Consider the following 23113-nt stretch of genomic DNA (forward strand, 5'->3'; position numbering starts at 1 on the left):
CGCTCGATCTTCAGCCCTCCGTCTTGGGCTGACAGCCATCAGTATTCGTGCTGGCCATCTCAGACCTGCTCATGCAGCCAGCTGGCCAACGCTGCCTGGCGCGGGTTCTGGCTCTCGAGACGCGCCGCGAGCCAGTAATCACAACCGGAGGAATACTCCAGTGTCCCCAGCCGCACAAGCTGTCCCCGTGCCACCAATGCACTGACTTGCTGATGACTGCCCAGCGCGACGCCTTGCCCGGCCAATGCGGCATCCAGCACCAGGTGGTAGCTGGTGAATTGACGTTGCACATTGAGCGCCAGCCCCGGCTTGCCCATGCCACTGAACCAGCGTGGCCAGTTGATCCAGTTGGGTTCGAGGCGCTCGTAGTCGAGCAGTGGCAGAGCCGCCAGCAGAGGTAGCTCCCGGCAGTCGCGGGCACCTTGTGGCAGCTCGGCGATGAAGTCGGGTGACGCCACCGGATAGAGCGTCTCGGTGAACAGAGGGGTCAATTGCCAATCCGGATGCGGCGCCATGTCATAGCAGATGGCGAGATCCACATCCTCGGTGAGGATGTCGCGATGATGATCTGCAGTGATCAGGCGCAGGCCGCTGGCAAGCGCCGGCTGGGTGGCGCGAAGTCGATTCAACATCGGCCCCAGCCATAGGTGTGAGATGGCGCTGTTGGCGGCCAGTGTCAGGCGGGCATTGGGAGAAGGGCGGCTGACGCTTTCCAGTGCGTCGATCATGAAGTCGAAACTGGTCGCCAGGCGCTGGCTCAACTGCTGTCCTGCTGCGGTCAGAGAGACGCGTCTGCCATGGCGATGAAACAGCTTGGTATCGATGTGATGCTCAAGGATGGCGATCTGACGGCTGACGGCAGCCTGGGTGATATGCAATTCGCTGGCGGCACGCGTGAAGTTGGCGTGACGCGCGGCTGCCTCGAAGGTCAGCAGGCTGTTGAGAGGCGGAAGGCGATGACGAAAGCTCTTCATGCAGGGCTCCGAGACGAGGAGGGTAACGTTGGCTGATAGGTCAATGCTTGATGACTTCAGGTTATCAAGGTTGATCAGGATTGAGGCTATACACAGCTAGAATCATCAGGTTCACACTGATGTCATCGTGATGCATAGGGTATTCCGTAGATGACCACGGGCTATCAGCATGACACTCCGTGACCTGACTGGGTAGCAAACATGAATGAACTTGATTGGCATGCCGACCGTAGTGACCTTCACCCGCTGGAGCTTCAGGACAATGCCCCTGAAAGTGAAGGCATCGACCTGGTGGCCGTGCGTCGTTATCGACAGAATCGCCTGCGCGAAGAGATGAGCACCCAGGGCGTTGATGCCTTGATCATTTCGGACCCGGTCAACATCCGCTACGCCAGCGGCGCACGCAACATGCAGGTCTTCAGCGCTCGCAATACTCCGGCGCGTTACCTGCTGCTGACCCAGCATCGCAGTGTGCTGTTCGAATTCACGGGCTGTGAGCATCTCGCCGATGGCCTGGAAACCATCGACGAAGTGCGCCCGGCCATGACTGCCAGTTTCGTTGCGGCAGGTCACGATATCGCTGAGCGTGAACAGCAATGGGCGCGCGAGATGCTGGCGACCATTACCGAGCTGTGCGGTCTGAAAGCGGTGATCGGCATGGAGCGCATGAATGCCGGGACCGCCATCGCCTTTGATCGTCTGGGCGCGCGCGTCGTCGATGCCCAGGCACCGCTTGAACGTGCACGTGCCATCAAGTCTGACGAAGAGCTCAAGTGTGTCGTAGCCTCGCTGCGTGCTACCGAGCGCGGCGTAGGACGTCTGCGTGAAGCGATTCGCCCCGGCATCACCGAGAACGAGCTGTGGTCGGTGCTACATCAGTCCATCATCGCTGACAATGGCGACTACTGTGAGACTCGCCTGCTCAACTCAGGCCCGCGCACCTATCCCTGGTTCCAGGAAACCGCGACCAAGCGACTGGCCGCCAACGAGCTGGTGGCACTGGATACGGACGTCGTCGGCTGCCACGGCTATTACTCCGACTTCTCGCGCACCTTCCACGTCGGCCCTGACAAGCCGACCGAGACCCAGAAGCTCCTGTATCGCACCGCCCATGAGCAGGTACAGCACAATCTCGACATCCTGCGTCCCGGCATGAGCTTCCGTGAATATTCCGAGAAGGCCTGGAACATCCCCGAGCGTTTCCATGCCAATCGCTATTACCTCTCTGCCCATGGCTGTGGCATGACTGGCGAATATCCCTACCTGTATCACCATGCCGACTTTGCCGTCTCAGGCTATGACGGCGTGATCGAGCCGGGCATGGTGCTCTGCGTCGAGAGCTATATCGGCGACCCCGAAGCCGGGGAAGGCGTCAAGCTCGAGGAGCAGTGCGTGATGCGCGAAGACGGCCTCGAGATCCTGAGCAAGTTCCCGTTCGAGGAAGCCTTGTTGAACTGATGATTTCAGGATGGCGCTGCTGATCAAGCAGCGCCATGACACTCCTTGGCCTGCAGTCTGCCGTCCGCAATGACGTTGTTTTCATACTCCGGGGTGTTCGGTCGGGCAGCTGCCTGATCGCAATCTCCTGACGCGTTTCGTAGTGATACAGATATAGAGACACAGATCACCATAATTCCAATAAATGATCGTGCCGCCATTGTCTGCTTCCTTCATGTACCAGTGCCTATGGCGCGTGAGGGACGGCTGGCTGCGCGCCTACTGACGTGAGGTAAAGACATGTCGTCCGATGTGAATGACAGCAGTATCACTATCACTTGCCAGAAAACGGGGTTGTACCGAGGACTCAACATTCCGGTGACACTGATCAGCAAACTGATCATCACTCTTCTCGTGGTATTTGCCGTGGCCCTCCCTGATCGGGCCGTAGCGCTGTTGACCACGATCAATCAGACCATGCTTGAGCACTTCAATCTCTATTACGTATATGCCGTCGCCTTCTATCTGGTGTTCTGCACGGTGCTGTGTGTGTCGCCGTTGGGGCGCAAGCGACTGGGACGTGATGATGAAGTGCCTGAATTTTCGCGTTTTGCCTGGTTTTCGATGATGTTCGGCGCCGGGATGGGCATCGGGCTGCTGTTCTACTCCATCGGGGAACCTGTCTCGCACTTCAATTTCAATCCGGATATCGCGGCAGGCAAGGTGCAGGCGGGGTCCGAGCAGGCCATTGAAAGTGCCGTCAGCTATACCTTCCTGCACTGGGGGCTGCATGCCTGGGCAATCTATGCCTCTGTGGCGCTGGCGCTGGGATATTTCGCCTACCGTCGTGGCTTGCCGTTGACCATTCGCAGTACCTTGATGCCCATCTTCGGCAAGCGGTTGCTGGATGGCCCCCTGGGTCACGCCGTGGATATTATTGCCGTGGTCGCAACCACTTTGGGCGTGGCCACCACCATGGGCGCCGGTGTCAGTCAGCTGGTGGCAGGGCTGGATTTCGTGATGCCGGGCACTGAATTGCTGGACTCCGCCGGTATTCCACGCCCCTGGCCGTTGATCCTGACACTCGTCGTGATAATGGGGCTATCGACACTGTCCGCCGTGACCGGAGTGAAGCGCGGCGTCAACTGGCTCAGCCAGTTCAACATGCTGCTGTCCTTTGCCCTGCTGGCCGTCTTTATCTGGTTCGGCAGTCGTCTGTTTGCCAGTGAACTGCTGGTTTCCGCGACCTGGGATTATTTGAGAACCCTGCCGGAACGCAGCTTCCAAACCTGGCCGGTGACGAGTGCGTTAGGCCAGTGGCAGGTCGACTGGACCATTCTGCAGCGTGCCTGGTTCATTGCCTTTGCGCCATTCGTCGGGCTCTTCCTTGCGCGTATTTCACGTGGTCGCACGATTCGTGAATTCGTGTTGGGGGCGGTCGTGGCTCCCAGTCTCATGTGCTTCGTATGGATCTGCTACATGGGTGGCAGCAGTCTGCACATGGAAACCAGCGGATTGGCGCAAGGCACGATTCTGGCAACCGTGCGCGATCATATCGCCACCGTGTTGTTCGTGACGCTGGATTACCTGGATACCGGCGCCTTGATCCATGTCATTGTCGGCGGCACCTTGATCCTGATCATCACGTATCTGGTGACCAGTGCGGACTCGGGCGTGCTGGTGCTCAACGCCATCATGGCCGGGGGAGAGGAAACCAACGAGCGCCGTCACCGCATCATCTGGGGTGTGTTGCTTACACTGGTGGTGGGCTCATTGCTTCTGGCGGGTGGCTTGGCGGCGATTCAGAAGGCAATGCTCATCGCTTCTCTGCCGTTTTCGCTGCTGATGATTCTGATGTGCATTGCTACATTCATGTCGTTGTGGCGTGAGCCCAGCGACCTGCCAGCCGTGAACGAGGCTGAGCCAACCTGATGCCGGCGGCTTAAGTCAGGCATTTGCCCGGCAGTATTGGTAGCATGTGCGCCACTGATTACCGGACAAGGGAAGATGGCACGATGATGATGGTATTGCAGATTCTGGGCGGCTTCGTGCTGACAGCAGGGGTACTGCTGGCGGCAGTGCCGGAGCTGGTCAACCGCTTCAAGGGCCCGAACGACACCCCGCAGACCGTACCGAAGGAGACCGGCGCGGCGATCTCGCGGCGCATTCGTTGGGGCTGGGTCATCGCGGTGGGGTATCTGCTGATGTATCCGCCGATCGGCCTGGGTGTGTTGCCGGTGCTGGTGACGCTGGCGGTGGCAGGTATCGCCGGTATCATGACGGCCCGTCTGATGGGGCTGATGCTGGATGGCATCGAGATACGCCATCTGTTCCGCTTCGCCGCCGAGTCGCTGATTCTGGGCGGCCTGTGGACCTGGTTCGTCAAGCTGTCTGCCTGACGCCATTGCCGCGCACACTGTGCCGTCAGATCGCCAATTACTGCATTCCGGGAGTCTGTCCATGCCGCTCAATGCGTCTACGCAAGCCTTGTTGGCAGGGCTGGAGCGATCGCGCCCGGTACTGGTGACCGGCGCGACCGGCTATGTGGCGGGGGAGCTACGTGTCTTTGCCAGCGATCTGCTCAAACCGGGTTCCTACGCTCAGGCGATGGCAGGCTGTGGGGTGGTCTTTCATACCGCGTCACCCTTCGTGGTCAGTGTCCTGGACCCTGAGCGCGACTTGGTGCGTCCGGCAGTGGAGGGCACGCGCAACGTGCTGGAAGAGGCCAATCGTCAGGCCAGTGTCGAACGTGTGGTGCTGACCAGCAGCTGTGCCGCCATCTACAGCGACAATGCCGATGCGCAAGACACCCCGCGCGGCTGTTTCGACGAGAGTGTCTGGAACACCACGGCGTCGCTTGAGCATCAGGCCTATTCCCATTCCAAGACGCTGGCGGAACAGGCCGCCTGGCAGATTGCCGAGCGGCAGTCGCGCTGGCGGCTGGTGGTGATCAACCCCTCGTTGGTGCTCGGCCCCGCGATCAGCGATGACACGCGCGGCGAATCCTTCAGCCTGATGACCCAGCTATGCGATGGCACGCTCAGGATAGGCGCGCCGGATTACGGCATGGGCGTGGTGGATGTGCGGGATGTGGCCGAGGCGCATCTGGCGGCGGGATTTCTGCCCACGGCCAATGGGCGTCATCTGGTCGCCGGGCATTCCTCAAGCTTCATTGAACTGGGGCGGGCCTTGCGCCGTCACGCCGGCCCGCAGTACGCGATTCCCACTCGCCAGCTGCCCAAATGGCTGGTGTGGCTGGCGGGGCCGCTGGTCAACAAGGCCGTGACCCGCAAGGTTGTCGCGCGCAACGTGGGCCACCCCTTCGTCTTCGACAATACCCGCAGTCGCGAGCAGCTGGGCCTGATCTACCGGCCCCTCGAGGCGACGCTGCACGACATGTTCGATCAACTGGAGGCCAGCGGCCGCCTGTCGTGATTCCCACTCGCTGACTTGTCCGCGACGCTGCGGCTTGCGTAGCTCTTATGTATTTCACTCCCTCAGCGTCTCAGTCCCTCAGCGCCGCCGCAGCGGCTCCAGCAGCGCATTCAACCCGTTGTGATCAATTTCGTGCATCAGCGCGAGCAGGCGACCGATCTCACCCTGCGGAAACCCCTTGCGCGCAAACCAGCCCAGATAATCCCCGGGCAGGTCGGCAATCAGGCGTCCGGCATACTTGCCATAGGGCATCTGGCGGGTCGTCAGTTTCTGCAGGTCTTCAGGGCTCATCCTTTGACTCTCATTCGGTTTCGGTAGGGGGATGCTCTCAGTTGGCGGTGCCATTCTGGCATAGCTGAGTTGCGGTGGTTGGGTTTTGCCACACTATCGCCATGTCTCCTGTAACCCCATAGCACGGAGAGACTCATGCCTCGCGATTACCAGAACCTGGATCAGCTCCCTCTCGCCGGTGAATGGCGTGCCGGACGAGCCGGCAAGACGCTCGAGGTGGTGGACCCCTTCGATCAGAGCTCGCTGCTCTCGATTTCCATGGCCAACGCCGAGGATCTCGATGCCAGCTACCACAAGGCGCGCGATGCCCAGCCTGACTGGGCCCAGACGCCGGCAAGCGAGCGCGCGGGTGTGATGCACAAGGTGGTGGAGCTGATGGACGAGCGACGCGAGGAGCTGCTCGGCTGGTTGAACCGTGAGTCCGGCAGTACCCGCATCAAGGCTCAGGCGGAGCTGGCCGCGGCCCGCGCGATCACGCTGGAATCTGCCGCGATGGCCAACCGCGTGGCCGGGATGGCGATGGAGGCTCAGGTGCCGGGCAAGGAGAGCCGTGTCTTCCGCAAGCCGCTGGGTGTCATCGGCATCATCAGCCCATGGAATTTCCCGCTGCATCTGACCCAGCGTTCCCTGGCACCGGCATTGGCACTCGGCAATAGCGTCGTCATCAAGCCGGCGAGTGACACGCCGCTGACGGGTGGCCTGCTGCTGGCCCGATTGTTCGAGGAGGCGGGCCTGCCTGCCGGCGTCTTGAGCGTGGTGGTCGGTTCCGGCAGCGAGATCGGTGATGCCTTCGTGGATCACGAAGTGCCGAGGCTGATCTCCTTCACCGGTTCCACCCAGGTAGGCAAGGGCATCGGCAAGCGCGCCGTCGGTGGTGATCACCTCAAGCACGTTGCCCTGGAACTGGGGGGTAACAGTCCCTTCGTGGTGCTTGATGATGCGGATATCGAGCAGGCGGTGGACGCCGCTCTGGTCGGCAAGTTCCTCCATCAGGGGCAGATCTGCATGGCCATCAACCGCATCATCGTCGATGAGTCGGTCCATGATGCCTTCGTCGATCGCTTCGTGGCGCGTGCCCGCTCACTCAAGGTCGGCGACCCCGCACAGGACGATACCGTCATCGGGCCGATCATCAATGCCAAGCAGCGTGATGGTCTGCTCGAGATGATCGAGACGGCCAAGGGCGAGGGCGCCAGGGTGATGCTTGAGGGCGAGACGCAGGGTCAGCTGGTGCCGCCGCATGTGTTCACCGAGGTCACCAATGACATGAGCCTGGCGCGCAACGAGATCTTCGGGCCGATGGTCGGCATCCAGAAAGCCCGTGACGAAGCGCATGCGCTGGAACTTGCCAACGGCACCGAATATGGCCTTTCGGCATCCGTCTTCACCGCGGATATTGCACGCGGCGAGCGCTTCGCGCGCCAGGTCGAGGCTGGCATGGTGCACGTCAATGACATGCCGGTGAACGATGACCCGCGCGCACCCTTCGGTGGCGAGAAGAACTCCGGCCTTGGGCGCTTCAATGGCGACTGGGTGCTTGAGGAATTCACCACCGACCAGTGGGTCAGCCTGCAGGTCGAGCCCCGCCAATATCCGTTCTGATGTCTCTGACCTGTAGTTGACGCATGACAAGCAGCGCCCCGCTCAGCCTGATGCCTGAGCGGGGCGCTTTTGATGATAGGTAATGCTGACGCCGTCATGATGGACGGAGCAGGCAACAAGGCCAGCTGAGCGCCCACTGATAGCCGGATGTCGAATTTTAGATTATGTTGATGGAGAAGTTTCGGCAGCTGACGACCAGAAGTAGCCATGCCGAAGTACTGTCGGGGTTTATTAGTGCTACATTTGATTGATTTAAATTAAATCAAGAGTGAGTTTTTTTAATTGTAGTGCGTTGCTGATAATATTGTAATATGATAACGACGGTGGTTGTAAAGTAAAGGGAGCTGTTTTCATATGAATGTGTTGGGAATTAGAGTCGAGCCGAAGCAGACTAGCTTTGTTGTTGTCCACCTGGATGGGGGTGGCTTTAAGATTGTAAATAGTGAGGTTATTAAGGTGCCAGCTGCGTTAGATTTCCCAGAAAAACTAAAGTATATTAGAAACTGCGTGCTTGATATTTTAAGAGAGTATTCGGTCTCAAGTGCAGGCATTCGAGTTGCAGAGGCAAACTCCCAGAACCTTGATATGACTAGGCTGCACATTGAAGGTGTAATTCAAGAAGCGTTTTCGAGCAGTAGTGTCAACAACTATTTTATTGGGCGAAAGATATCAATAGCTGCAAGGTTAAAGATAAAGCCTAAAGAGATTGAAGCAATAATTAAAGGTGAGTGTGAGTTTGAAAGTATAATTAACTGGGAAGTCCTTTCGAAAAAGAGCTCAAGAGAAGCCGCATTAGTAGCAATGGGAGCGGTCGCGTAATGCTTCCATATCAAAAAGCACAGGTCTCATTCAGAAAAATCGAAGAGATTGGGTTTGAAGGGCAAAATTCAAAGGTTTATCGGGTCCATGACGAGTATCTGGATACGGAATTAGTGATCAAAGAGGTGGAGAAGAAAAATGGCTTCAATGCCAATGAATACTTCTCAGAAGCACGCACCTTATACTTGAGCTCTCATCCCAATGTGGTTCAGGTGAGCTATGCATGTGAAGATGATGAAAAAGTCTATGTAGCGTCACCATTTTACCAAAAAGGATCTCTCAAGAGAGTGATGGAAAAGGGGTTTTTAACAGTAAAAGAAATAATACGTTACTCGACGCATGCATTGAATGGTTTGCATAATGTCCACTCGAAAGGACTAATCCATTTTGATATTAAGCCTGATAATATTCTCATTTCAGATCGAGATGAAGCATTGTTAGCCGATTTTGGACTGACGCAAATTATGAATACAGAAGGAGTAGCAAAACAAACTAAGTTATACGTAAAGCAAATGCCTCCAGAAGTTTTTGGCAACAAGGATAAGGAGTTCGATAACAGATTTGATATATACCAAATTGGCCTTACGATGTATCGGATGTGTGTCGGGGATAAAAGTTTTGACGAACAGTTTTCTGTTTATGAAACTGGAGATATATTCGCTCGAGACGTAATTACAGGGAAATTTCCCGACAGGAAAGCATACCCGCTACATATCCCTAAAAAGCTCCAGCGCGTAATTAATAAATGCTTAAAGCCGAATCCGGGAGATAGGTATGGAGCAGCTGTTGAGATAGTTAATGCTATGTCAGATATTGATGGTTCAATTCTACATTGGCAGTATATTCCTACCGCTCAAGAGAAAAAGTGGGAGAAAGAGCTTGACGGATTGACAAAATCCATCTATGTAGATAGCATGGGGGCTTCAAAAGCCTATAGCCAAAAGGTTGGTTCAGTTCCAAGAAAAATTACAGCTTTTTGCAAGCCCAATATTACAGACGATGAAATTATAGAGTTTCTAAGTAATGAAAAGTGAACGGCGCAAAGAGAATAGTAGCATGTTAACGAGAGCAGAGCTTGTTAACCGCCGTCGTTCGCCTTCTGTTCGAGATAGACTTCCGGCTTTGGAAAAGGAAATGTTTGACGAGCTTAAAAGCTTTAGGCCAAAAGCACGTCAGTTCATCGACTTTTCTAATTACTGAAGCTCTAGTAAATTAATTAAGCCGCCGACTCCTCGACAAAGGAGGCCGGCGGCTTAATACATATTCATCTTAGGTGTAAGTCTGCTTTTGGCCGCAAGCGGCCCTATCTACCATCCCTCCCTCCTGCAATCAGCAGTAGAATGATTCAGTCCTCGGTATTCATAAGCCAACCTTCCATAGTCTCGGGCTCATACTCTTCTTTCCACGCTTTCAGAGTCTTTTGGTTGCCATCGCGTGTCTAAATGACCTCTCCGGTATTTGGGTCTTTGTAAATTTTCAACTTTCGCTTGGCGTGGCTGGCGTTTGTCGCACCAACAGTCTTAGCGGCAGCGAGGGCGGGAAATACTGGGCGGGTCATCGAGCAGGCCGGCGAGGAGAGACATCTCGTCGGGTCTGACGGGCATCAAGAGCATCCTGTGCAGATTGCCAATGGTGGGAATGGGGCTCAGTCAGCCGACATGACGCATGTGCCGCCTGGCAGGCACGCAAGGCGACCGTGACAGAGAGGCTCTGCCCATAGAGATATGAGGATCGAGGGCTGAAGTGGGTGGGTGCGCTGGCCATGCGCATTCACACTCACTCTCTCTGACCATCGGCATGCACTTGCATAAGGGGCACGTTACCTCAGCCAGCACTGACGTGTCCCCCGCAATAATGTCGCGCCCCCAGATCCTGTCTGACGACGGATCAATGACTGATCAGAGAAGCGCTACCCAGCCAGGCAAGCCTTAGCGCCAGCAATGACAGCGCCCATTTGGACAGGCCATCGAAGTGCCGGTTGGAGACGCGATCCAGAAAGCGCAGTCCGAGGCGGGTGCCGATCAGGCCCGCGCCGATCATCAGCACGATCAGGGGCAACCACTCCTGGAAGAGAAACCCTGCCATGCCGAAGATGAACGCCTTGGTCAGGTGTTGCGCGACCATGCAGGCCGCGAAGGTCGCCACCTTGGTATGACGCTCGCCGCCGCCTTGCTTGATGAAGCTCGCCACCAGTGGGCCGCTGGCACCGATCAGACTTGAAAGAAAGGTGGTGATGGCACCGGCGATCAAGGTGCCCGTGCGGCTCAAAGCTCGCTTGGGTAGTGCCGGCCCCCAGCAGGTGAACAGCACGAACAGCGCGATGGAAAGCTCCAGCACCCCTTCAGGCAAGCGGATCAATACCCAGGCCGCGACCAGCGCACCCAGCGCCACGCCGGGCAGAAAGGCCAATAGACGGCGCATGTCGATATGGCGCCACGTCATCGCCATGCGCCCGCCGTTGGAGCCCAGCTGCACCATGCCATGCACCGGAATCAAGGCAGCGGCAGGCATCAACTGCGCCATGAACATGATCAGCAGGGTGCCACCGCCGACCCCGACGGCAGCGGACATGGCTGACGTCAGCAGGGCAAGCAGCAACAACGCGCAGACGATAGGCAGCGAGAGCGGGAAATACTGCGCGAGGCCCTCAAGCAGGCTTGCGAGGTAGGGAATATCGGCGGGACTGGCGGGCATTGCGGGCATCCTGTGCAGGTAGCCAATAAAGATGGATAGGGGCTCAGGCAGCCGACATGACGCATGACCTGCCTGACAGGCGTGCAAGGCTACCGTGATAGAGAGGTTCTATCCAGAGAGGTATGTGCCCAGAGCGGAATGAGTTCAGGGGGCTGAAAAGGGATGGCAATCTGAAGATATAGGAGAAGGCTGGGGGCGAATCCTGGCAAGTCGGGTGTCTGCAATGCCAGAGCCGGCCTCTGTTACGATGACGACCCTTTCATGGCCACGCTTGCAGGTGACACCTTGGCAGTCTCACGCGATGAGGATCTCTATTCAGGCAGCGTCGACTGGAATGCCATCTATCGTGAGGGCTATCCACTAGAGCGCATTGCCCGGCGCCTGGCGCGCCTGTTGCCCGATGAGCAGGGGCAGCCAGCGCTGATGGCAGGCTTTGCCGAGGTCGCCGCGATTCTGTCACGCCAACATGACGTGCGGTTCGTGGAGTACTCGCAGTACATGGTGGAGGAAGCGCGGCGGCACTGGCCTCAGCTTGACGAGGTGGTGCACGGCGACATTCTCGATGTGCTGGCAGAGACGCCGGCATCCTGCGTGGCGATCAGCTGTCGTATCAGTGCCAACTGGCAGCAGGGCGAGCAACTCGCGAGACTCGTCGAGGCGATTCTTCGTCATCCACGCCTGCGAATCGTGATCGATGCCTTTGATGTCGAGCGTCTGCCGTTGTCCACCCGCATCGTGTCGGGCAGCGGTCGTCATCAACTGGCCTGGCAGACCCTGTCACGTCACATGCTGGAGCCGGAATGGGGCATGCATGCCGTCCACTGGCGGGGCGAGAAGCCTGATTTGCCGGCATGGGTCAGCGCCTTTGAACCTGCGACGCTGACCCGATGTCTTGCCCGCCAGTTGCCCGGTCATGAGGTGCGTTGTCTGCCGCCCCTGATTCCGCAGGACCCCGGCTTTGCGCTCGTCATTACGCCACGCACGCCCTGACTTCCCCGCACGTTCTCATTCTCATGCCGGCCATCGGCGTGAGCTGATGTGTGAGCCAATTCGCGAGCAGAGGCATGCCGTGCCGAATCACACCGTCTGGGTGGCTTCCTCGACCCGCTCGGCGCGTTCGGCACGCTTGAGCATGCGATAGCGCGAGCGCACCTCGTCACGTTCCAGGTAGCAGCCTTGCAACCAGCGGCTGCCGCTGTCGCCCTCGAAGGCATCGCGGGCGTGCAGCAGGCGGCGATTGTCGAAGATGACCATGTCGCCGGGGGCGTAGGTGAAGCGCATGGCGAAGCGCGGCTCACGCAACATGCGCTGCAGCGTCATCAGTGCTTCATAGGCGGTCTCGGTCTGCTCGAACGGTGCCATCATCGGCCCGCGCAGGAAGTCGGCGATTCGCACCTCCAGCAGTTCTCCTGCCTGACCCAGCACGATCATCGGCGAGTACCAGACATGATCGGTATTGCGCGAGGTATTGGCGTAGCGCCAGTGCACCGTGGTGAGTGTCGCGTAGGCCTCGGGGTGTTCTTCCTTCAGCGCCGCCGCGATGGCGAAGCCGTCCATCATCACCGCCATGCCGCCTTCCACGGTGTTCTCGAGACAGTAGAGGCACTGCAGGCCCGGCTGATATTCCCGGGTCGGCAGGTCCACATGCGGCGGCAAGGCGATGGAGGTATAGGCGTTGGAATCCGGGTTCTGGATCGCGCGGACATTGAAGAGGTGGCCGAAGTTGGTGGTGCGGATCGAGCCGATGCGTTCGGCGACCTTTTCGATGGCGCCTTCTTCCGTCGGCAGGTTGCGCAGGCGCACCAGTCCCTTGCCGAGCAGTTCGTGCAGGGTCGGATACAGAATCTCCGCCTCCTGCGCGCTGCCATGGTCGGCCTCGGCCAGGCGGGCGCCATCGATGGTCGGCGGCTGATCCAACTGCTCACCGTGCCAGAGTGTCAGCGGCGGCAGTTCCGGCGGCAGCGCGTCCTGGTTGTCATAGTCATTGGCACGCAGGAAGCCCGGGTGGAAGCGCAGGCGGCGGTCTTCGGGCGTGAACAGCACGCTGAGTGCGCCGTCCTCATCGATGCTGGCCTCGGCGATTTCCGGCCAGGCGGGAATCTGGGAGAGGTCCAGAATGCGTTCGCGCGTCGCCGGATTGACGGTGGTATCGTCCGCGGCGTTCTCGCGCAACCAGACACTATGAAAACGGCTGACGCGGCCATCGCTCCAGGTCACGCTCAGATAGCGTGCTTCGTGAACGACCTTCACGAGAGTCTCGTCAATTGGCCAGCTGTCGTAATCGGGTGTGATCGGGAGCGCCATGGAGAGTCCTTCCTTCTGTCAGGTGAGCGATTCCCCGACAGAATGGCAGCCCACGGCGCTCGCTACTGTGCCCAATTCGACACCGACTGTGCCCAATTCGACATCGCGATGCGGGTATCGGGCATGGATCACATCAGAGGGCGTGGTGGCTGGCGGCGCGCCTGGGTCGGGGTGATGCCGAAGCGACGACGAAAGGCGCGAGTGAAACTCGAATGCGAGGTGAAACCGCAGGCCAGGGCGATATCGGTGACGCCATGGCGGGTATCGTGAAGCAGGCTGCGTGCGTGCAGCAGGCGACGCTCCCCATGATAGGCGCGAGGCGTGCAGCCGAGCCCTTGCTGAAAGCGGCGCTCCAGCTGGCGCCATGAGAGGCCGAGCTCCTCGGCGAGTGCCTCGATGCTGAGCGGGGCCTCCAGGGTGTTCTCCATGCGCGTGATCGCACGCCTGAGCAGCGGGTCGGCCAGATCGGCCGTCTGCTGACTGATGCCGCGCTGGCGGCTGGCCGGCAGGCGGCCCTGATCGAGAATCAGCTGTTCGCGTACCGCCTGATAGAGTGTCTGGCCATGCTGGCGCCGAATCAGCTCCAGGCTCATGTCCAGCGGGGCGCTGCCGCCGGCGCAGAAGAAGCCATCGTCACTGATTTCATACAGTGACTCCACGGCGTCCACCTCATCGAAGCGCTGGCTGAATTCCGGCAGGCTCTCCCAGTGCAGCGTGACCGTCTTGCCGGTGAGCAGGCCGGCACGCGCCAGCACGAAGCAGCCGGTGTCCACACCCCCGAGCTGGCAGCCGCTATGGGAGCGCTCCTGCAGCCAGTGCAAGGTGCGGTCTTCCAGATAGGCTTCCGGGGCAAAGCTGGTGCACACCACCAGCGTGTCCACTGCGGCGAGGTCATCACGTGCGGTATCCACCGGCAGCACCATGCCGTTGGAGGCCTTGACCGACGCGCCATCCTGGCTTGCGAGTGTCCACTGATACAGGCGTGTTCCGCGCAGTCGATTGGCGATGCGCAGCGGCTCGATCATCGAGAACAGCGCGACCATCGCGAAGCCGGGCAGTAGGAAGATGCCGAGTTGGTGACGGTCAGCGGGGGCAGGCGAGGCAAGGGTGGCGGTCAAGGGCGCAATGCTGGTGGGCTGGTCAGACAATACGCCGTCTTCCGGAAGGCCGAAGGCATAGGACGCAACGGGCGGCGTAGCGCTGGAATCGTGTGAAGGCATGAGGATAGGCAACGACGACGTCGGGTGGCTCGGCAGACGGGGATGGCCTGACCTTAGCGTGTTCGCTACCTGAGTGCGAGAGGGGGGATGGCGTGACGCGAGGGCTTCGGCGAGAGGGCTTTGGTGAGAGGGCTTTGTTGAGAAGGCTCCGTCCTGCTTGGCGCTCCTGATCAGGACAGGCAGGACGGAGCAATTCACGCATCATTGCGTTACAGCATCCTGAGGCAGTTGCGTCCTTCTTCCTTGGCCGCGTACATGGCTTCATCGGCGCGTGCGATCAACTGCTCGCGCGTGGCGCGGTCATCGGGTTCCAGGCAGGTCATCCCGATGCTCAATGACAGGGGCAGACGTTGGCCAGCGTATTCCACGACACTGTCCTTCATGCGTTGTCGCAGCAGGTTGATGCGCGTGGCCGAGTCACTGAGCAGCGAGTCAGGCAGAATCGCCAGGAATTCCTCGCCACCCCATCTGGCGAGGGTGTCGCCGGGCAGCAGAATCTCCTCGGCGAGCACGCTCAAGTGTTGCAAGGCAAGATCACCGGCGTCATGGCCATGATTGTCGTTGATCTTCTTGAAATGGTCGAAATCCAGCAGTGCCACGCACAGGGGATGGTCAACCTCGGCGGTGGCCAGTGCCGCGATGCTGTCATCCAGTACCTGCTGGGCATGACGGCGATTGTAGAGGCCGGTCAGCGGATCGGTGATCGCGATCTTCTCGAGCGCCTGATGCGCTTCCTTCAAGGCATTGATGTCATTGGCACGCGCGACCTCGTGGCCGGCCCACAAGGCGATGAGACGCACCAGCTCGATGTCTTCGGGGGTGAAGGGCGGCACCGGGTCAGGGCTTGAGAAGTTGAAGGTGCCGTAGCGCTCACCATCCACGATCACCGGCGCCCCGATGTAGGCTTCCAGATTGAAGTTGGCATAGCAGGGATGGTTGCGGATCTCACTGCTGGCCACATGATGGAAGGCCTGAACGCAGTCGGCCCTGTAGACGTGATCGCAATAGGTATCGCTGAGCGAGAAGCTCAGTCCCGGTTCCAGCAGGTCTTCCGGGTGACAGGCGCGCTGGACGACGTATTCGCCGTCCTGGATGCGGCTGAAGATACCGATCGGCAGGCCGAAATGGGCGCAGCCCAGTTTCAGCAGCTCATCGATGCGCTCATTGAAGTTGAGTTCACGTGATGAAGTGATGGCATGCAGGCTGTGCAGGGTATGTTCCGCCGTCACGCGGCGTGAGACATCGCGGATCAGCCCGAACATGAAGATGTTGTCGCTGGTGGGGTCCTTGATGGGGCCGCCGAGCGTCTCACCATAGAAGTAGGTGCCATCCTGGCGTCGGTAGCGGATGACCCGGCCTTCCTTGGCGGGCTGGGCATCGACTCGAAAGCGCCTCTGCCCCTGGCGCTCGAACTCATCGCTGGAGGCATACAGCATACGTGTCTGCTTGCCGATCAACGCTTCACGCGGGTAGCCGAATGCCTTCACCGCGCTGTCATTCAGGTAGGTGATGTGGCGCTGATCATCTGCAAGCAGGATGATGTCGTCGATCTGGCCCAGCATCTGGCCCAGCAGGGTTTGAATCATCTCAAAGCGTTGCATGACGCAGGCTCCTTGTGGGGTGCCGCTATCTCGGGAGAGGCATTCCTTGCCGCAGACATCCACCCTGTCGCCGGGAAGGCACGGTATTTCCGTCGTCAAGCTCAGGCTTCACGCCGGATGTTGTACGATACAGAATTCATATTATCGTATGAGGATGCAGACGCGTCTTGCTCTCATCCTGCCCGGCATTCGTATATTCAACGTAAAGGTAATGCAGTGCCAGAGGCCGCATCCGAAGAGTCCCGCCACGCTCCTGTTGAACTTCATGGCTTCGTGCTGACACGTCATTGGCGGGACACGCCCGAGGGGGTGGTGATCAGCTTCTGGATTCGCACCGACGAAGGCGCCGTACGTGTCGAATGTGCACCCCAGGAAGTCGTCGCTTTCCTGCCCGCCGAACAGCAGGTACTGGCTCAGACACTGGTGAGCTTTGAGGCCGGCGCCGAGCTGCGACCGCTGGCACTGGAAGACTTCCACCATCGCCCGGTGGTGGGGCTCTACTGTCGTGAATATCGCATCCTGGGCCAGCTGGCGCGCCGTTTGAAGGCGATTGGCGTCGACGTCTACGAAGCGGATGTGCGTCCGACGGACCGCTACCTGATGGAGCGTTTCATCACGGCAGGCGTCACGGCACGCGGCGAGCGCCAGCCTGATGGCAGCGTGAAGAATGCGCGCCTGACACCGCTTGCGGGCTATCGGCCACCGCTGCGCTGGGCATCGCTGGATATCGAGACCGATGCGCGGGGCAATCTGTATTCCATTGCGCTCGAGGGCTGCGGACAGCGTCAGGTCTACATGCTGGGGCCCCCCAATGGCGAGGAGAACGCCAGCCGCGATTTCTCGCTGGAATACCTCGATAGCCGGCGTGAGTTGCTGCAATGCCTGCTGGACTGGGTCGCAAGGCATGACCCGGATGTCATCATCGGCTGGAACGTTATCCAGTTCGATCTGCGCATGCTGGTGCGGCTGTCAGAGGCCGAAGGCCTGCCATTGCGACTGGGGCGTGACGCCAGCGTGATGCAGTGGCGCTCTCATTCCCGTCAGGCCGAGCACTTCTTTGCCGAGATCGCCGGGCGTTGGGTGGTGGATGGCATCGAGGCGCTCAAGTCGGCCTTCTGGCATTTCGAGTCGTTCAGTCTCGAGAATGTCTCGCGTAAGCTGTTGCAGGAAGGCAAGGCCATTGATGACCCCTACGGCCGGCTGGACGAGATTCTGCGCATGTTCGCCGAGGACAAGCCTTCCCTGGCGCGCTACAACCTCAAGGATTGCGAGCTGGTCACGCGCATCTTCGCGAAGACGCGACTGATGGAGTTTCTGCTCGCGCGGGCGGCAGCCACGGGGCTTGAGGCGGATCGTAGCGGTGGTTCGGTGGCGGCCTTCACGCATCTGTATCTGCCGAGGTTGCATCGGCTGGGCAAGGTCGCGCCCAATCTGGGAGACGTGGTGGGGGAGGACAGCCCCGGCGGCTTCGTGATGGATTCCCAGCCCGGGCTTTATGACTCGGTGCTGGTGCTGGATTTCAAGAGTCTGTATCCCTCCATCATCCGCACTTTCCTGATCGACCCGCTGGGGCTGGTCGAAGGGCTGCGTGGGTCGGAGAACGGCACGGATGATGCCTCAGAGGCCGGTGTGCCCGGCTTTCTCGGCGCGCGCTTCTCGCGTGACCGACACTGCCTGCCGGGCATCGTCGCCGAGATCTGGCAAGCACGTGACGCCGCCCGCGCGGCGGGTGACGCCCCGCTGACCCAGGCGCTCAAGATCATCATGAATGCCTTCTATGGTGTGCTGGGGTCACGCGGTTGTCGTTTCTTCGATCCACGGCTGGCGTCCTCGATCACGCGGCGTGGCCATCAGATCATCCAGCAGACGGTGGAGTTGATCGAGGCGCAGGGCTATCGCGTCATCTATGGCGATACCGACTCCACCTTCGTGTGGCTGGGCGCCGCGCATGAGGAAGCCGAGGCCAGCCGGATCGGCCGTGAGCTGGCGGCCCATGTCACCGACTGGTGGCGACGGCATCTCAAGGACAGTCTCGATCTCGACAGCGCGTTGGAGCTGCAGTTCGAGACCCACTATCAGCGCTTCGTGATGCCGACCATTCGCGGGGCCGAAGAGGGTAGCAAGAAACGCTACGCCGGACTGCAACAGACAGGCTGCAGCGGCCAGACGGAACTGGTGTTCAAGGGACTGGAGTCGGTGCGCTCCGACTGGACGCCGCTGGCCAAGACCTTCCAGCAGGGACTCTATCGCCGCATCTTCGAAGGCAGCCCCTATCAGGAGTACCTGAAAGGCTACGTGCAGGATTACCTGCAACGCCATGCCCATGGCGCGGCGGACACCACGGATGTCGAGGCCTTGATCTACCGCAAGCGACTGCGGCGCAAGCTCGACGATTATCAGCGCAACGTGCCACCCCATGTCCGTGCGGCGCGTCTGGCGGATGACGAGAACCGCCGGCGGGGCCTGCCGTTACGCTATCAGCGCGGCGGCTGGATTCGCTATGTGATGACCACCTCCGGCCCGGAACCCGTCGAGTATCTGCGCTCGCCCATTGATGTCGAGCACTACCTGAGTCGTCAGCTCAAGCCCGTCGCCGATGGCATCCTGCCGTTCGTCGACGATGATTTCGATCGCCTGCTGGATCGTCAGATGACGCTGTGGTGATTTGCACGGTTCGGCGCTCCAGCTCCCGTCACCACAACGTCTGCGCTCGGTTATCAAAGCGCCAGATGCCTGGCTACATCAGCGCCAGATGATTGTCCCAGTGGGTATTCGCCAGCCGCACCGGGCCAAGCGCCGGCAGCCCCTCCTCATCGATCAGCAGCCACTCGCCGCGACCATTGCTGACCACGAAGCCTGCCGGCGTCTGCTGCGTGGCCGGCACCGCCAGCACACCAGCGCAGTCGGCGAAGTCCAGAGTCGTGTCCAGCTCTCCTGTCGCGAGATTCCAGAGCGTGATCAGATTGCCGCGTGGGGCGGTCGCCACGGCCAGTCGCCCATCGGGGGAGACGGCGATACTGGCGATGTACTGCTTGAGCTGTGGGACGTATTCCCGCGGCAACGGCAGTTCCTGCAAGCTCTCACTGCCGGGATGCTTCATCACCACCAGCGGGCGGTGGTCCGCCGCGGGTCCCTGGTACTGATAGCCCGCGACGATGACGCCCTCGCGGCTGACGTCCAGGTGGCGCAGTGACAGCTGGTGATGGGAGGGTTCGCCTTGCCAGCGGACCTCGCCCGAGACACGGTTCAGCAAGGTCAGATTCGACTGCATGCTGTCCAGGTTGAGCTTGACCCGACCGGTGTCGGGCCGCGTCAGAATCCCGCCATTGGCGATGATCAGCTGCTGACCATCCGGATGCAGGCGAATTTCATGCGGGCCGATTCCGCCACTGGCGAACTCGCCGATCCGCGCGAAGTCGCGATTCACGTCGTAGATGCCGATGCGGCCTTCTCCGGGCGCGATGGCATTCTCGGTGGTGTAGAGCAGACCGCCATCCGGGCTGAATACGCCATGCCCATAGAAGTGACGGTCCGGTGCGGCTTCGATGCGTGCGATCCGCTCGCCACTGTCGAGGTCGAAGACATTGATTTCCGTCCCCGGACGCCGTGAGAAGATCAGCGCCCACGGCTTGTGAGGATGTCGGGTAGCGCCGTGGGCGCGCTGGCGTATCGGCTGGCGCCAGCGCTCCACTCCCTGATAGCTGGTGCAGCTGGCAAAGTGCTGCCCCGTGTCGTCATCACATGCCGAGATGGCCACCCCGAGTGGCTCGCGCCCCTGGGCGCTGGCGGCGTTGTTGCCGCCCGCCACGGCCATGCCGCCGGGCAGTCCCATCAGGGGCGTGCAGGCCAACGCCTTGAGCAGCCGACGTCGCTGGCGGGCGTCGGCTGCGTGTGTGTCTGTCATGCCGTGAGGCATCTCGCCTGGCCCCTTGTCAGTTGTCATTCGCCGCTCTCAATTCGCCATTCGCCATTCGCCACTTGCCACTCACAATTCCCCCCGCCCTGATCAGTCGCCATCGGTGCTGTTGAAGCCCAGTGACAGGCCCAGCGCAGGGTTGAGCGTGTCGGCAAAACCGGCCTGCAGGGTCTCGACATGGATCATGGCCTGCTGCAGCTCACCATTGCGCGGGTCATCGCGCAGTATGCCGGCGAGGTCATCCGGCAGGGCGGCGAAGGCCTGGCGCGCATCGACGAAATCGCTTGTGGTGGAGGCCACCATGCGCGGGTCGACCTGGCCATTGAGATAGCCTTGAATGCCTGCGACATCGTCATTGCCAAGCCAGAGGCGTTCCATCATCGCCAGGGTCGCCGCGATGTTGGCAAGCCCCATGCCGCCACGCCAGGACTCAGCCGCATAGGGGTTGGCCGTGCCGCCGTTGTCGAGGCCGATCGGCCGGCGCAGTTTGCGGTCCTTGATGGCTTCCAGCTGCACGGTCAGCGCGCGAACCAGAGACAGCACGGCGTCACGTGAATCGCTGAAGGCGCCAGTGCCTTCGGCCAGTTGCGGCGCGAACTGCTGCCACTCATCACGCAGCGTCTTGCCGGTATTGGCGGCGTAGGCGGTGTTGGCCGTCATCAACTCGCAGCGACGTGAGTCGGCCGTCAGGGGCGAGTCGGCATAGCGGGCATCGAACAGCTGATACTCCACGCTGCCCAGTCCCTGCATGACGATGGATTGCTCCGCCAGACTCTCGACCGTGATCGGGGCATCACCGGCGAGCAGGGCGCGGGTCTTGCGCGCGACCAGATCCTTCTTGTCCGGCCAGAAATACAGCTGCCATTGACGCGAGTTCTGCAGGATCGGGCCCATTTCCACCCAGTTGACCTGATTCAGCCCCAGCATGGCGCTGCGCCAGTCCTGCTTGAGGGTGTCGAGGGTCACGTCACCCTCGGCGGAGCAGAACGCCTGAGTATGCTGCGCGAACTGTTGCAGGCGGCTGGCAAGTTGCTGGTGCGCCTCGCTCAGCGTGTCAGCGGCAAACTGGCTGACGGCCGCTGCGCTGTTGGTGTCAGTGGTGGCAGCGTCTGTGTTGGCGGCAGAAGAGTCCGTCGCCGCCAGTGTGCTCGTAGGCAATAGCGCGGCGCCCAGCAGTGTCATGCCACAGGCCATCAGGGCCAGGGGCGAGGTCTTGCGCAGGGCAGGTTTCATCGGGGTTGCAGATGGGGTGAAGGTGGCGCGGGGCATGAACGGGTATTCCTTGTCAGAGAGTCTCGAGGAAGCGCAACAGGGCTTCACGCTGGTCAGTCGGCAGGGCCACGACGGCATCGCGGCTTGGCTGGGCTTCGCCGCCATGCCAGAGCACGGCCTCGAGCAAGGTGCGTGCACGGCCATCATGCAAGAAGCCCGTGGCAGGGTTGACCGTCTGGGCCAGGCCGATGCCCCACAGGGGCGGCGTGCGCCACTCCTGACCGCTGGCCTCGAATTCGCGGCGATCATCTGCCAGTCCTTCGCCCATGTCATGCAGCAGCATGTCGCTGTAGGGCCAGATCGTCTGCTCGGCCAGTTGTTCCGCCACGCCGCCGGACTGGGTGGTCAGGCGAGGGCGGTGGCAGCTGGCGCATTCAAGCTCGCGGAACAGTTGCTCGCCTTGACGCACCGTCGGGTCATCGATGTCACGCCGGGTGGGCACGGCCAGATTGCGCGAGTAGAAGGCCACGTTGTCCATCACGTTGTCGTCGACCTCGATCTCCCCCCCATCGGGCAATGTCTCGCACTTCTGAAGCGGGGTGCAGTCGGTGGAGCTGACCAGATTGGAGGTCAGCCCCATGTCACCGGCGAAGGCCTTGGCGCTCTGCTGTCGCACATCGGGCTGACCGGCCTTCCAGCCGAAACGGCCCATGACCTCGCGTTGCTCGGCGAGTGACCAGACAGTATTGGCGCGCCCGCTGATGCCGTCGCCATCCGCATCCTGCGGGTCGGCCCACTCGAGCAAGGTCTCGTCGCTGACCGCCTCGAGCAGCCCCAGCCCCACCATGCCGGGGGCGAGACGTGGCGAGAGCGCGATGGCGCCCGGGTCACCGAAGCCGGGTTCGACGATGGAATAGCGCGGCTTGCGCAATGCGATCACTTCCCCGTCCGCCAGGGTCACCGTCACGTCCTCGTAATCCACCTGCATGCGGCCTTCGCGCTCGATGCCGGGCACGGCGGCATTCTGCAGCTGGGTGCCATAGACAGGATGTGGCATCACCCCGGCGATACGCCGGAATTCACGCTCCTCATCGCTCCAGCTGTCCTCGTGGCTGTCCGGCAGACCCAGGCGCAGGAAAAGGCCCACCGAGGGATCGCCCTCGACCGGCAGGCTGCCGCGACCATCCTTGACGTGGCAGTTCTGGCAGGCGTTGGTGTTGAACAACGGGCCGAGGCCATCGCGCGCGGTGGTGCTGGCGGGCGCGATCACCCAGGGGCTCTTGAAGAAGCTGTTGCCGACACTGAAGGACAGGCGCTGATCGAAGCTCAGGTTCTTGGCCGGCAGCGAATAGGCATTGGTATCGTGCTTGGGCACGCTGCCGTCGCCACCGCTTCTGTCGGTGTCCTGCAATGGCAGGGAAGACAGATAGCTCATCACTGTCATCGCGGAATCTGCCGTGGGCTTGGGATGATCGGCCGATGCCGACTGAGCAGGCAGACACGCCAGGGCGATGGCAAGTGGCAGGGAGCGGGTCAGGGAGGGACGCAGCATCATGTCGTGGTGCAATATTGGCATACAGGGTTTTCCCGGCTTGCGCGGTCAGGCTG

The 23113-nt window shown here is 60.5% G+C and carries 18 protein-coding genes and 1 pseudogene; 9 read left to right on the forward strand and 10 right to left on the reverse strand.

What is annotated here, in order from left to right; all coding sequences use genetic code 11:
- Window positions 1-59 precede the first annotated feature (59 nt).
- A complete protein-coding gene (locus HA399_RS07635; protein ID WP_404326696.1) occupies window positions 60-974 on the reverse strand; it encodes a LysR substrate-binding domain-containing protein in 915 nt (304 codons plus the stop codon).
- A 201-nt stretch (window positions 975-1175) separates the two neighbouring features.
- Here HA399_RS07635 and HA399_RS07640 point away from each other — a divergent pair, with 201 nt between their 5' ends.
- From HA399_RS07640 to HA399_RS07655, 4 genes are all read left to right on the forward strand, one after another.
- Complete coding sequence (locus HA399_RS07640; RefSeq protein WP_043332761.1) at window positions 1176-2432, forward strand: Xaa-Pro peptidase family protein; 1257 nt, start codon at window positions 1176-1178, stop codon at window positions 2430-2432.
- Window positions 2433-2711: 279 nt separating this feature from the next.
- Window positions 2712-4343: a BCCT family transporter gene (locus HA399_RS07645; RefSeq protein ID WP_107334902.1), complete on the forward strand. Its 1632-nt coding sequence runs from the start codon at window positions 2712-2714 to the stop codon at window positions 4341-4343.
- Between the two features lie 83 nt (window positions 4344-4426).
- Window positions 4427-4810 carry a hypothetical protein gene (locus HA399_RS07650; RefSeq protein WP_404326698.1) on the forward strand — a complete coding sequence of 128 codons (384 nt, stop codon included), beginning with the start codon at window positions 4427-4429 and terminating at the stop codon, window positions 4808-4810.
- A 61-nt stretch (window positions 4811-4871) separates the two neighbouring features.
- Window positions 4872-5846, forward strand: coding sequence for an NAD-dependent epimerase/dehydratase family protein (locus tag HA399_RS07655; RefSeq protein ID WP_404326700.1), 975 nt, complete (start codon window positions 4872-4874; stop codon window positions 5844-5846).
- Between the two features lie 78 nt (window positions 5847-5924).
- Here the strand turns inward: HA399_RS07655 and HA399_RS07660 are convergent, their stop codons facing one another.
- Complete coding sequence (locus HA399_RS07660; RefSeq protein WP_052384432.1) at window positions 5925-6137, reverse strand: DUF3820 family protein; 213 nt, start codon at window positions 6135-6137, stop codon at window positions 5925-5927.
- Window positions 6138-6272: 135 nt separating this feature from the next.
- Here HA399_RS07660 and HA399_RS07665 point away from each other — a divergent pair, with 135 nt between their 5' ends.
- From HA399_RS07665 to HA399_RS07675, 3 genes are all read left to right on the forward strand, one after another.
- A complete protein-coding gene (locus HA399_RS07665; RefSeq protein ID WP_404326701.1) occupies window positions 6273-7739 on the forward strand; it encodes an aldehyde dehydrogenase family protein in 1467 nt (488 codons plus the stop codon).
- A gap of 354 nt (window positions 7740-8093) precedes the next feature.
- Window positions 8094-8558 (forward strand): hypothetical protein, encoded by a 465-nt coding sequence (locus tag HA399_RS07670; protein WP_404326702.1) that lies wholly within the window; start codon window positions 8094-8096, stop codon window positions 8556-8558.
- Window positions 8558-9592: a serine/threonine-protein kinase gene (locus HA399_RS07675; protein ID WP_404326704.1), complete on the forward strand. Its 1035-nt coding sequence runs from the start codon at window positions 8558-8560 to the stop codon at window positions 9590-9592. Before HA399_RS07670 ends, HA399_RS07675 begins: the two co-directional genes overlap by 1 nt.
- Before the next feature lie 311 nt (window positions 9593-9903).
- Here the strand turns inward: HA399_RS07675 and HA399_RS07680 are convergent.
- Window positions 9904-9987 (reverse strand): annotated as a pseudogene (locus HA399_RS07680) (H-NS histone); the annotation flags it as partial.
- Window positions 9988-10445: 458 nt separating this feature from the next.
- Window positions 10446-11252, reverse strand: a complete 807-nt coding sequence (locus HA399_RS07685; RefSeq protein ID WP_404326705.1) for a sulfite exporter TauE/SafE family protein — start codon at window positions 11250-11252, stop codon at window positions 10446-10448.
- 261 nt (window positions 11253-11513) lie between these two features.
- Here HA399_RS07685 and HA399_RS07690 point away from each other — a divergent pair, with 261 nt between their 5' ends.
- Window positions 11514-12242 carry a hypothetical protein gene (locus HA399_RS07690; protein WP_404326706.1) on the forward strand — a complete coding sequence of 243 codons (729 nt, stop codon included), beginning with the start codon at window positions 11514-11516 and terminating at the stop codon, window positions 12240-12242.
- 87 nt (window positions 12243-12329) lie between these two features.
- On the opposite strand, the gene HA399_RS07695 is transcribed toward HA399_RS07690, so the two are convergent.
- The 3 genes from HA399_RS07695 to HA399_RS07705 all read right to left on the reverse strand — a co-directional run bounded on the left by HA399_RS07695 (window position 12330) and on the right by HA399_RS07705 (window position 16377).
- Window positions 12330-13556 carry a TauD/TfdA family dioxygenase gene (locus HA399_RS07695; RefSeq protein ID WP_404326708.1) on the reverse strand — a complete coding sequence of 409 codons (1227 nt, stop codon included), beginning with the start codon at window positions 13554-13556 and terminating at the stop codon, window positions 12330-12332.
- A 128-nt stretch (window positions 13557-13684) separates the two neighbouring features.
- On the reverse strand, window positions 13685-14674 hold the full coding sequence (locus tag HA399_RS07700) for a GlxA family transcriptional regulator (RefSeq protein WP_404326709.1): 990 nt from the start codon (window positions 14672-14674) through the stop codon (window positions 13685-13687).
- Between the two features lie 311 nt (window positions 14675-14985).
- Complete coding sequence (locus tag HA399_RS07705; protein WP_404326710.1) at window positions 14986-16377, reverse strand: diguanylate cyclase; 1392 nt, start codon at window positions 16375-16377, stop codon at window positions 14986-14988.
- A 216-nt stretch (window positions 16378-16593) separates the two neighbouring features.
- On the opposite strand from HA399_RS07705, the gene HA399_RS07710 reads away from it, so the two are divergent.
- Entirely contained in the window at window positions 16594-19041 is a 2448-nt protein-coding gene (locus HA399_RS07710; protein ID WP_404326712.1) for a DNA polymerase II, read from the forward strand.
- Window positions 19042-19114: 73 nt separating this feature from the next.
- On the opposite strand, the gene HA399_RS07715 is transcribed toward HA399_RS07710, so the two are convergent.
- The 3 genes from HA399_RS07715 to HA399_RS07725 form a co-directional block, all read right to left on the reverse strand.
- Window positions 19115-20281: a DUF1513 domain-containing protein gene (locus HA399_RS07715; protein WP_404326713.1), complete on the reverse strand. Its 1167-nt coding sequence runs from the start codon at window positions 20279-20281 to the stop codon at window positions 19115-19117.
- A 102-nt stretch (window positions 20282-20383) separates the two neighbouring features.
- Window positions 20384-21562 carry an imelysin family protein gene (locus tag HA399_RS07720; protein ID WP_404326714.1) on the reverse strand — a complete coding sequence of 393 codons (1179 nt, stop codon included), beginning with the start codon at window positions 21560-21562 and terminating at the stop codon, window positions 20384-20386.
- A 16-nt stretch (window positions 21563-21578) separates the two neighbouring features.
- Window positions 21579-23081, reverse strand: coding sequence for a di-heme oxidoredictase family protein (locus tag HA399_RS07725; protein ID WP_404326715.1), 1503 nt, complete (start codon window positions 23079-23081; stop codon window positions 21579-21581).
- Window positions 23082-23113 lie beyond the last annotated feature (32 nt).

Origin of the sequence: Cobetia sp. UIB-001, from assembly GCF_044789135.1 — a bacterium.
GTDB classification, from domain to species: domain Bacteria; phylum Pseudomonadota; class Gammaproteobacteria; order Pseudomonadales; family Halomonadaceae; genus Cobetia; species Cobetia amphilecti.

Excerpts from the sequence above, each read along its gene's own strand:
- HA399_RS07685 (WP_404326705.1), bottom strand. The coding sequence starts at position 11,252 with ATGCCCGCCAGTCCCGCCGATATTCCCTACCTCGCAAGCCTGCTTGAG.
- HA399_RS07675 (WP_404326704.1), top strand. The coding sequence starts at position 8,558 with ATGCTTCCATATCAAAAAGCACAGGTCTCATTCAGAAAAATCGAAGAG.
- HA399_RS07725 (WP_404326715.1), bottom strand. The coding sequence starts at position 23,081 with ATGCCAATATTGCACCACGACATGATGCTGCGTCCCTCCCTGACCCGC.
- HA399_RS07715 (WP_404326713.1), bottom strand. The coding sequence starts at position 20,281 with ATGACAGACACACACGCAGCCGACGCCCGCCAGCGACGTCGGCTGCTC.
- HA399_RS07645 (WP_107334902.1), top strand. The coding sequence starts at position 2,712 with ATGTCGTCCGATGTGAATGACAGCAGTATCACTATCACTTGCCAGAAA.
- HA399_RS07665 (WP_404326701.1), top strand. The coding sequence starts at position 6,273 with ATGCCTCGCGATTACCAGAACCTGGATCAGCTCCCTCTCGCCGGTGAA.
- HA399_RS07650 (WP_404326698.1), top strand. The coding sequence starts at position 4,427 with ATGATGATGGTATTGCAGATTCTGGGCGGCTTCGTGCTGACAGCAGGG.
- HA399_RS07705 (WP_404326710.1), bottom strand. The coding sequence starts at position 16,377 with ATGCAACGCTTTGAGATGATTCAAACCCTGCTGGGCCAGATGCTGGGC.
- HA399_RS07690 (WP_404326706.1), top strand. The coding sequence starts at position 11,514 with ATGGCCACGCTTGCAGGTGACACCTTGGCAGTCTCACGCGATGAGGAT.
- HA399_RS07720 (WP_404326714.1), bottom strand. The coding sequence starts at position 21,562 with ATGCCCCGCGCCACCTTCACCCCATCTGCAACCCCGATGAAACCTGCC.
- HA399_RS07640 (WP_043332761.1), top strand. The coding sequence starts at position 1,176 with ATGAATGAACTTGATTGGCATGCCGACCGTAGTGACCTTCACCCGCTG.
- HA399_RS07670 (WP_404326702.1), top strand. The coding sequence starts at position 8,094 with ATGAATGTGTTGGGAATTAGAGTCGAGCCGAAGCAGACTAGCTTTGTT.
- HA399_RS07660 (WP_052384432.1), bottom strand. The coding sequence starts at position 6,137 with ATGAGCCCTGAAGACCTGCAGAAACTGACGACCCGCCAGATGCCCTAT.
- HA399_RS07635 (WP_404326696.1), bottom strand. The coding sequence starts at position 974 with ATGAAGAGCTTTCGTCATCGCCTTCCGCCTCTCAACAGCCTGCTGACC.
- HA399_RS07695 (WP_404326708.1), bottom strand. The coding sequence starts at position 13,556 with ATGGCGCTCCCGATCACACCCGATTACGACAGCTGGCCAATTGACGAG.
- HA399_RS07655 (WP_404326700.1), top strand. The coding sequence starts at position 4,872 with ATGCCGCTCAATGCGTCTACGCAAGCCTTGTTGGCAGGGCTGGAGCGA.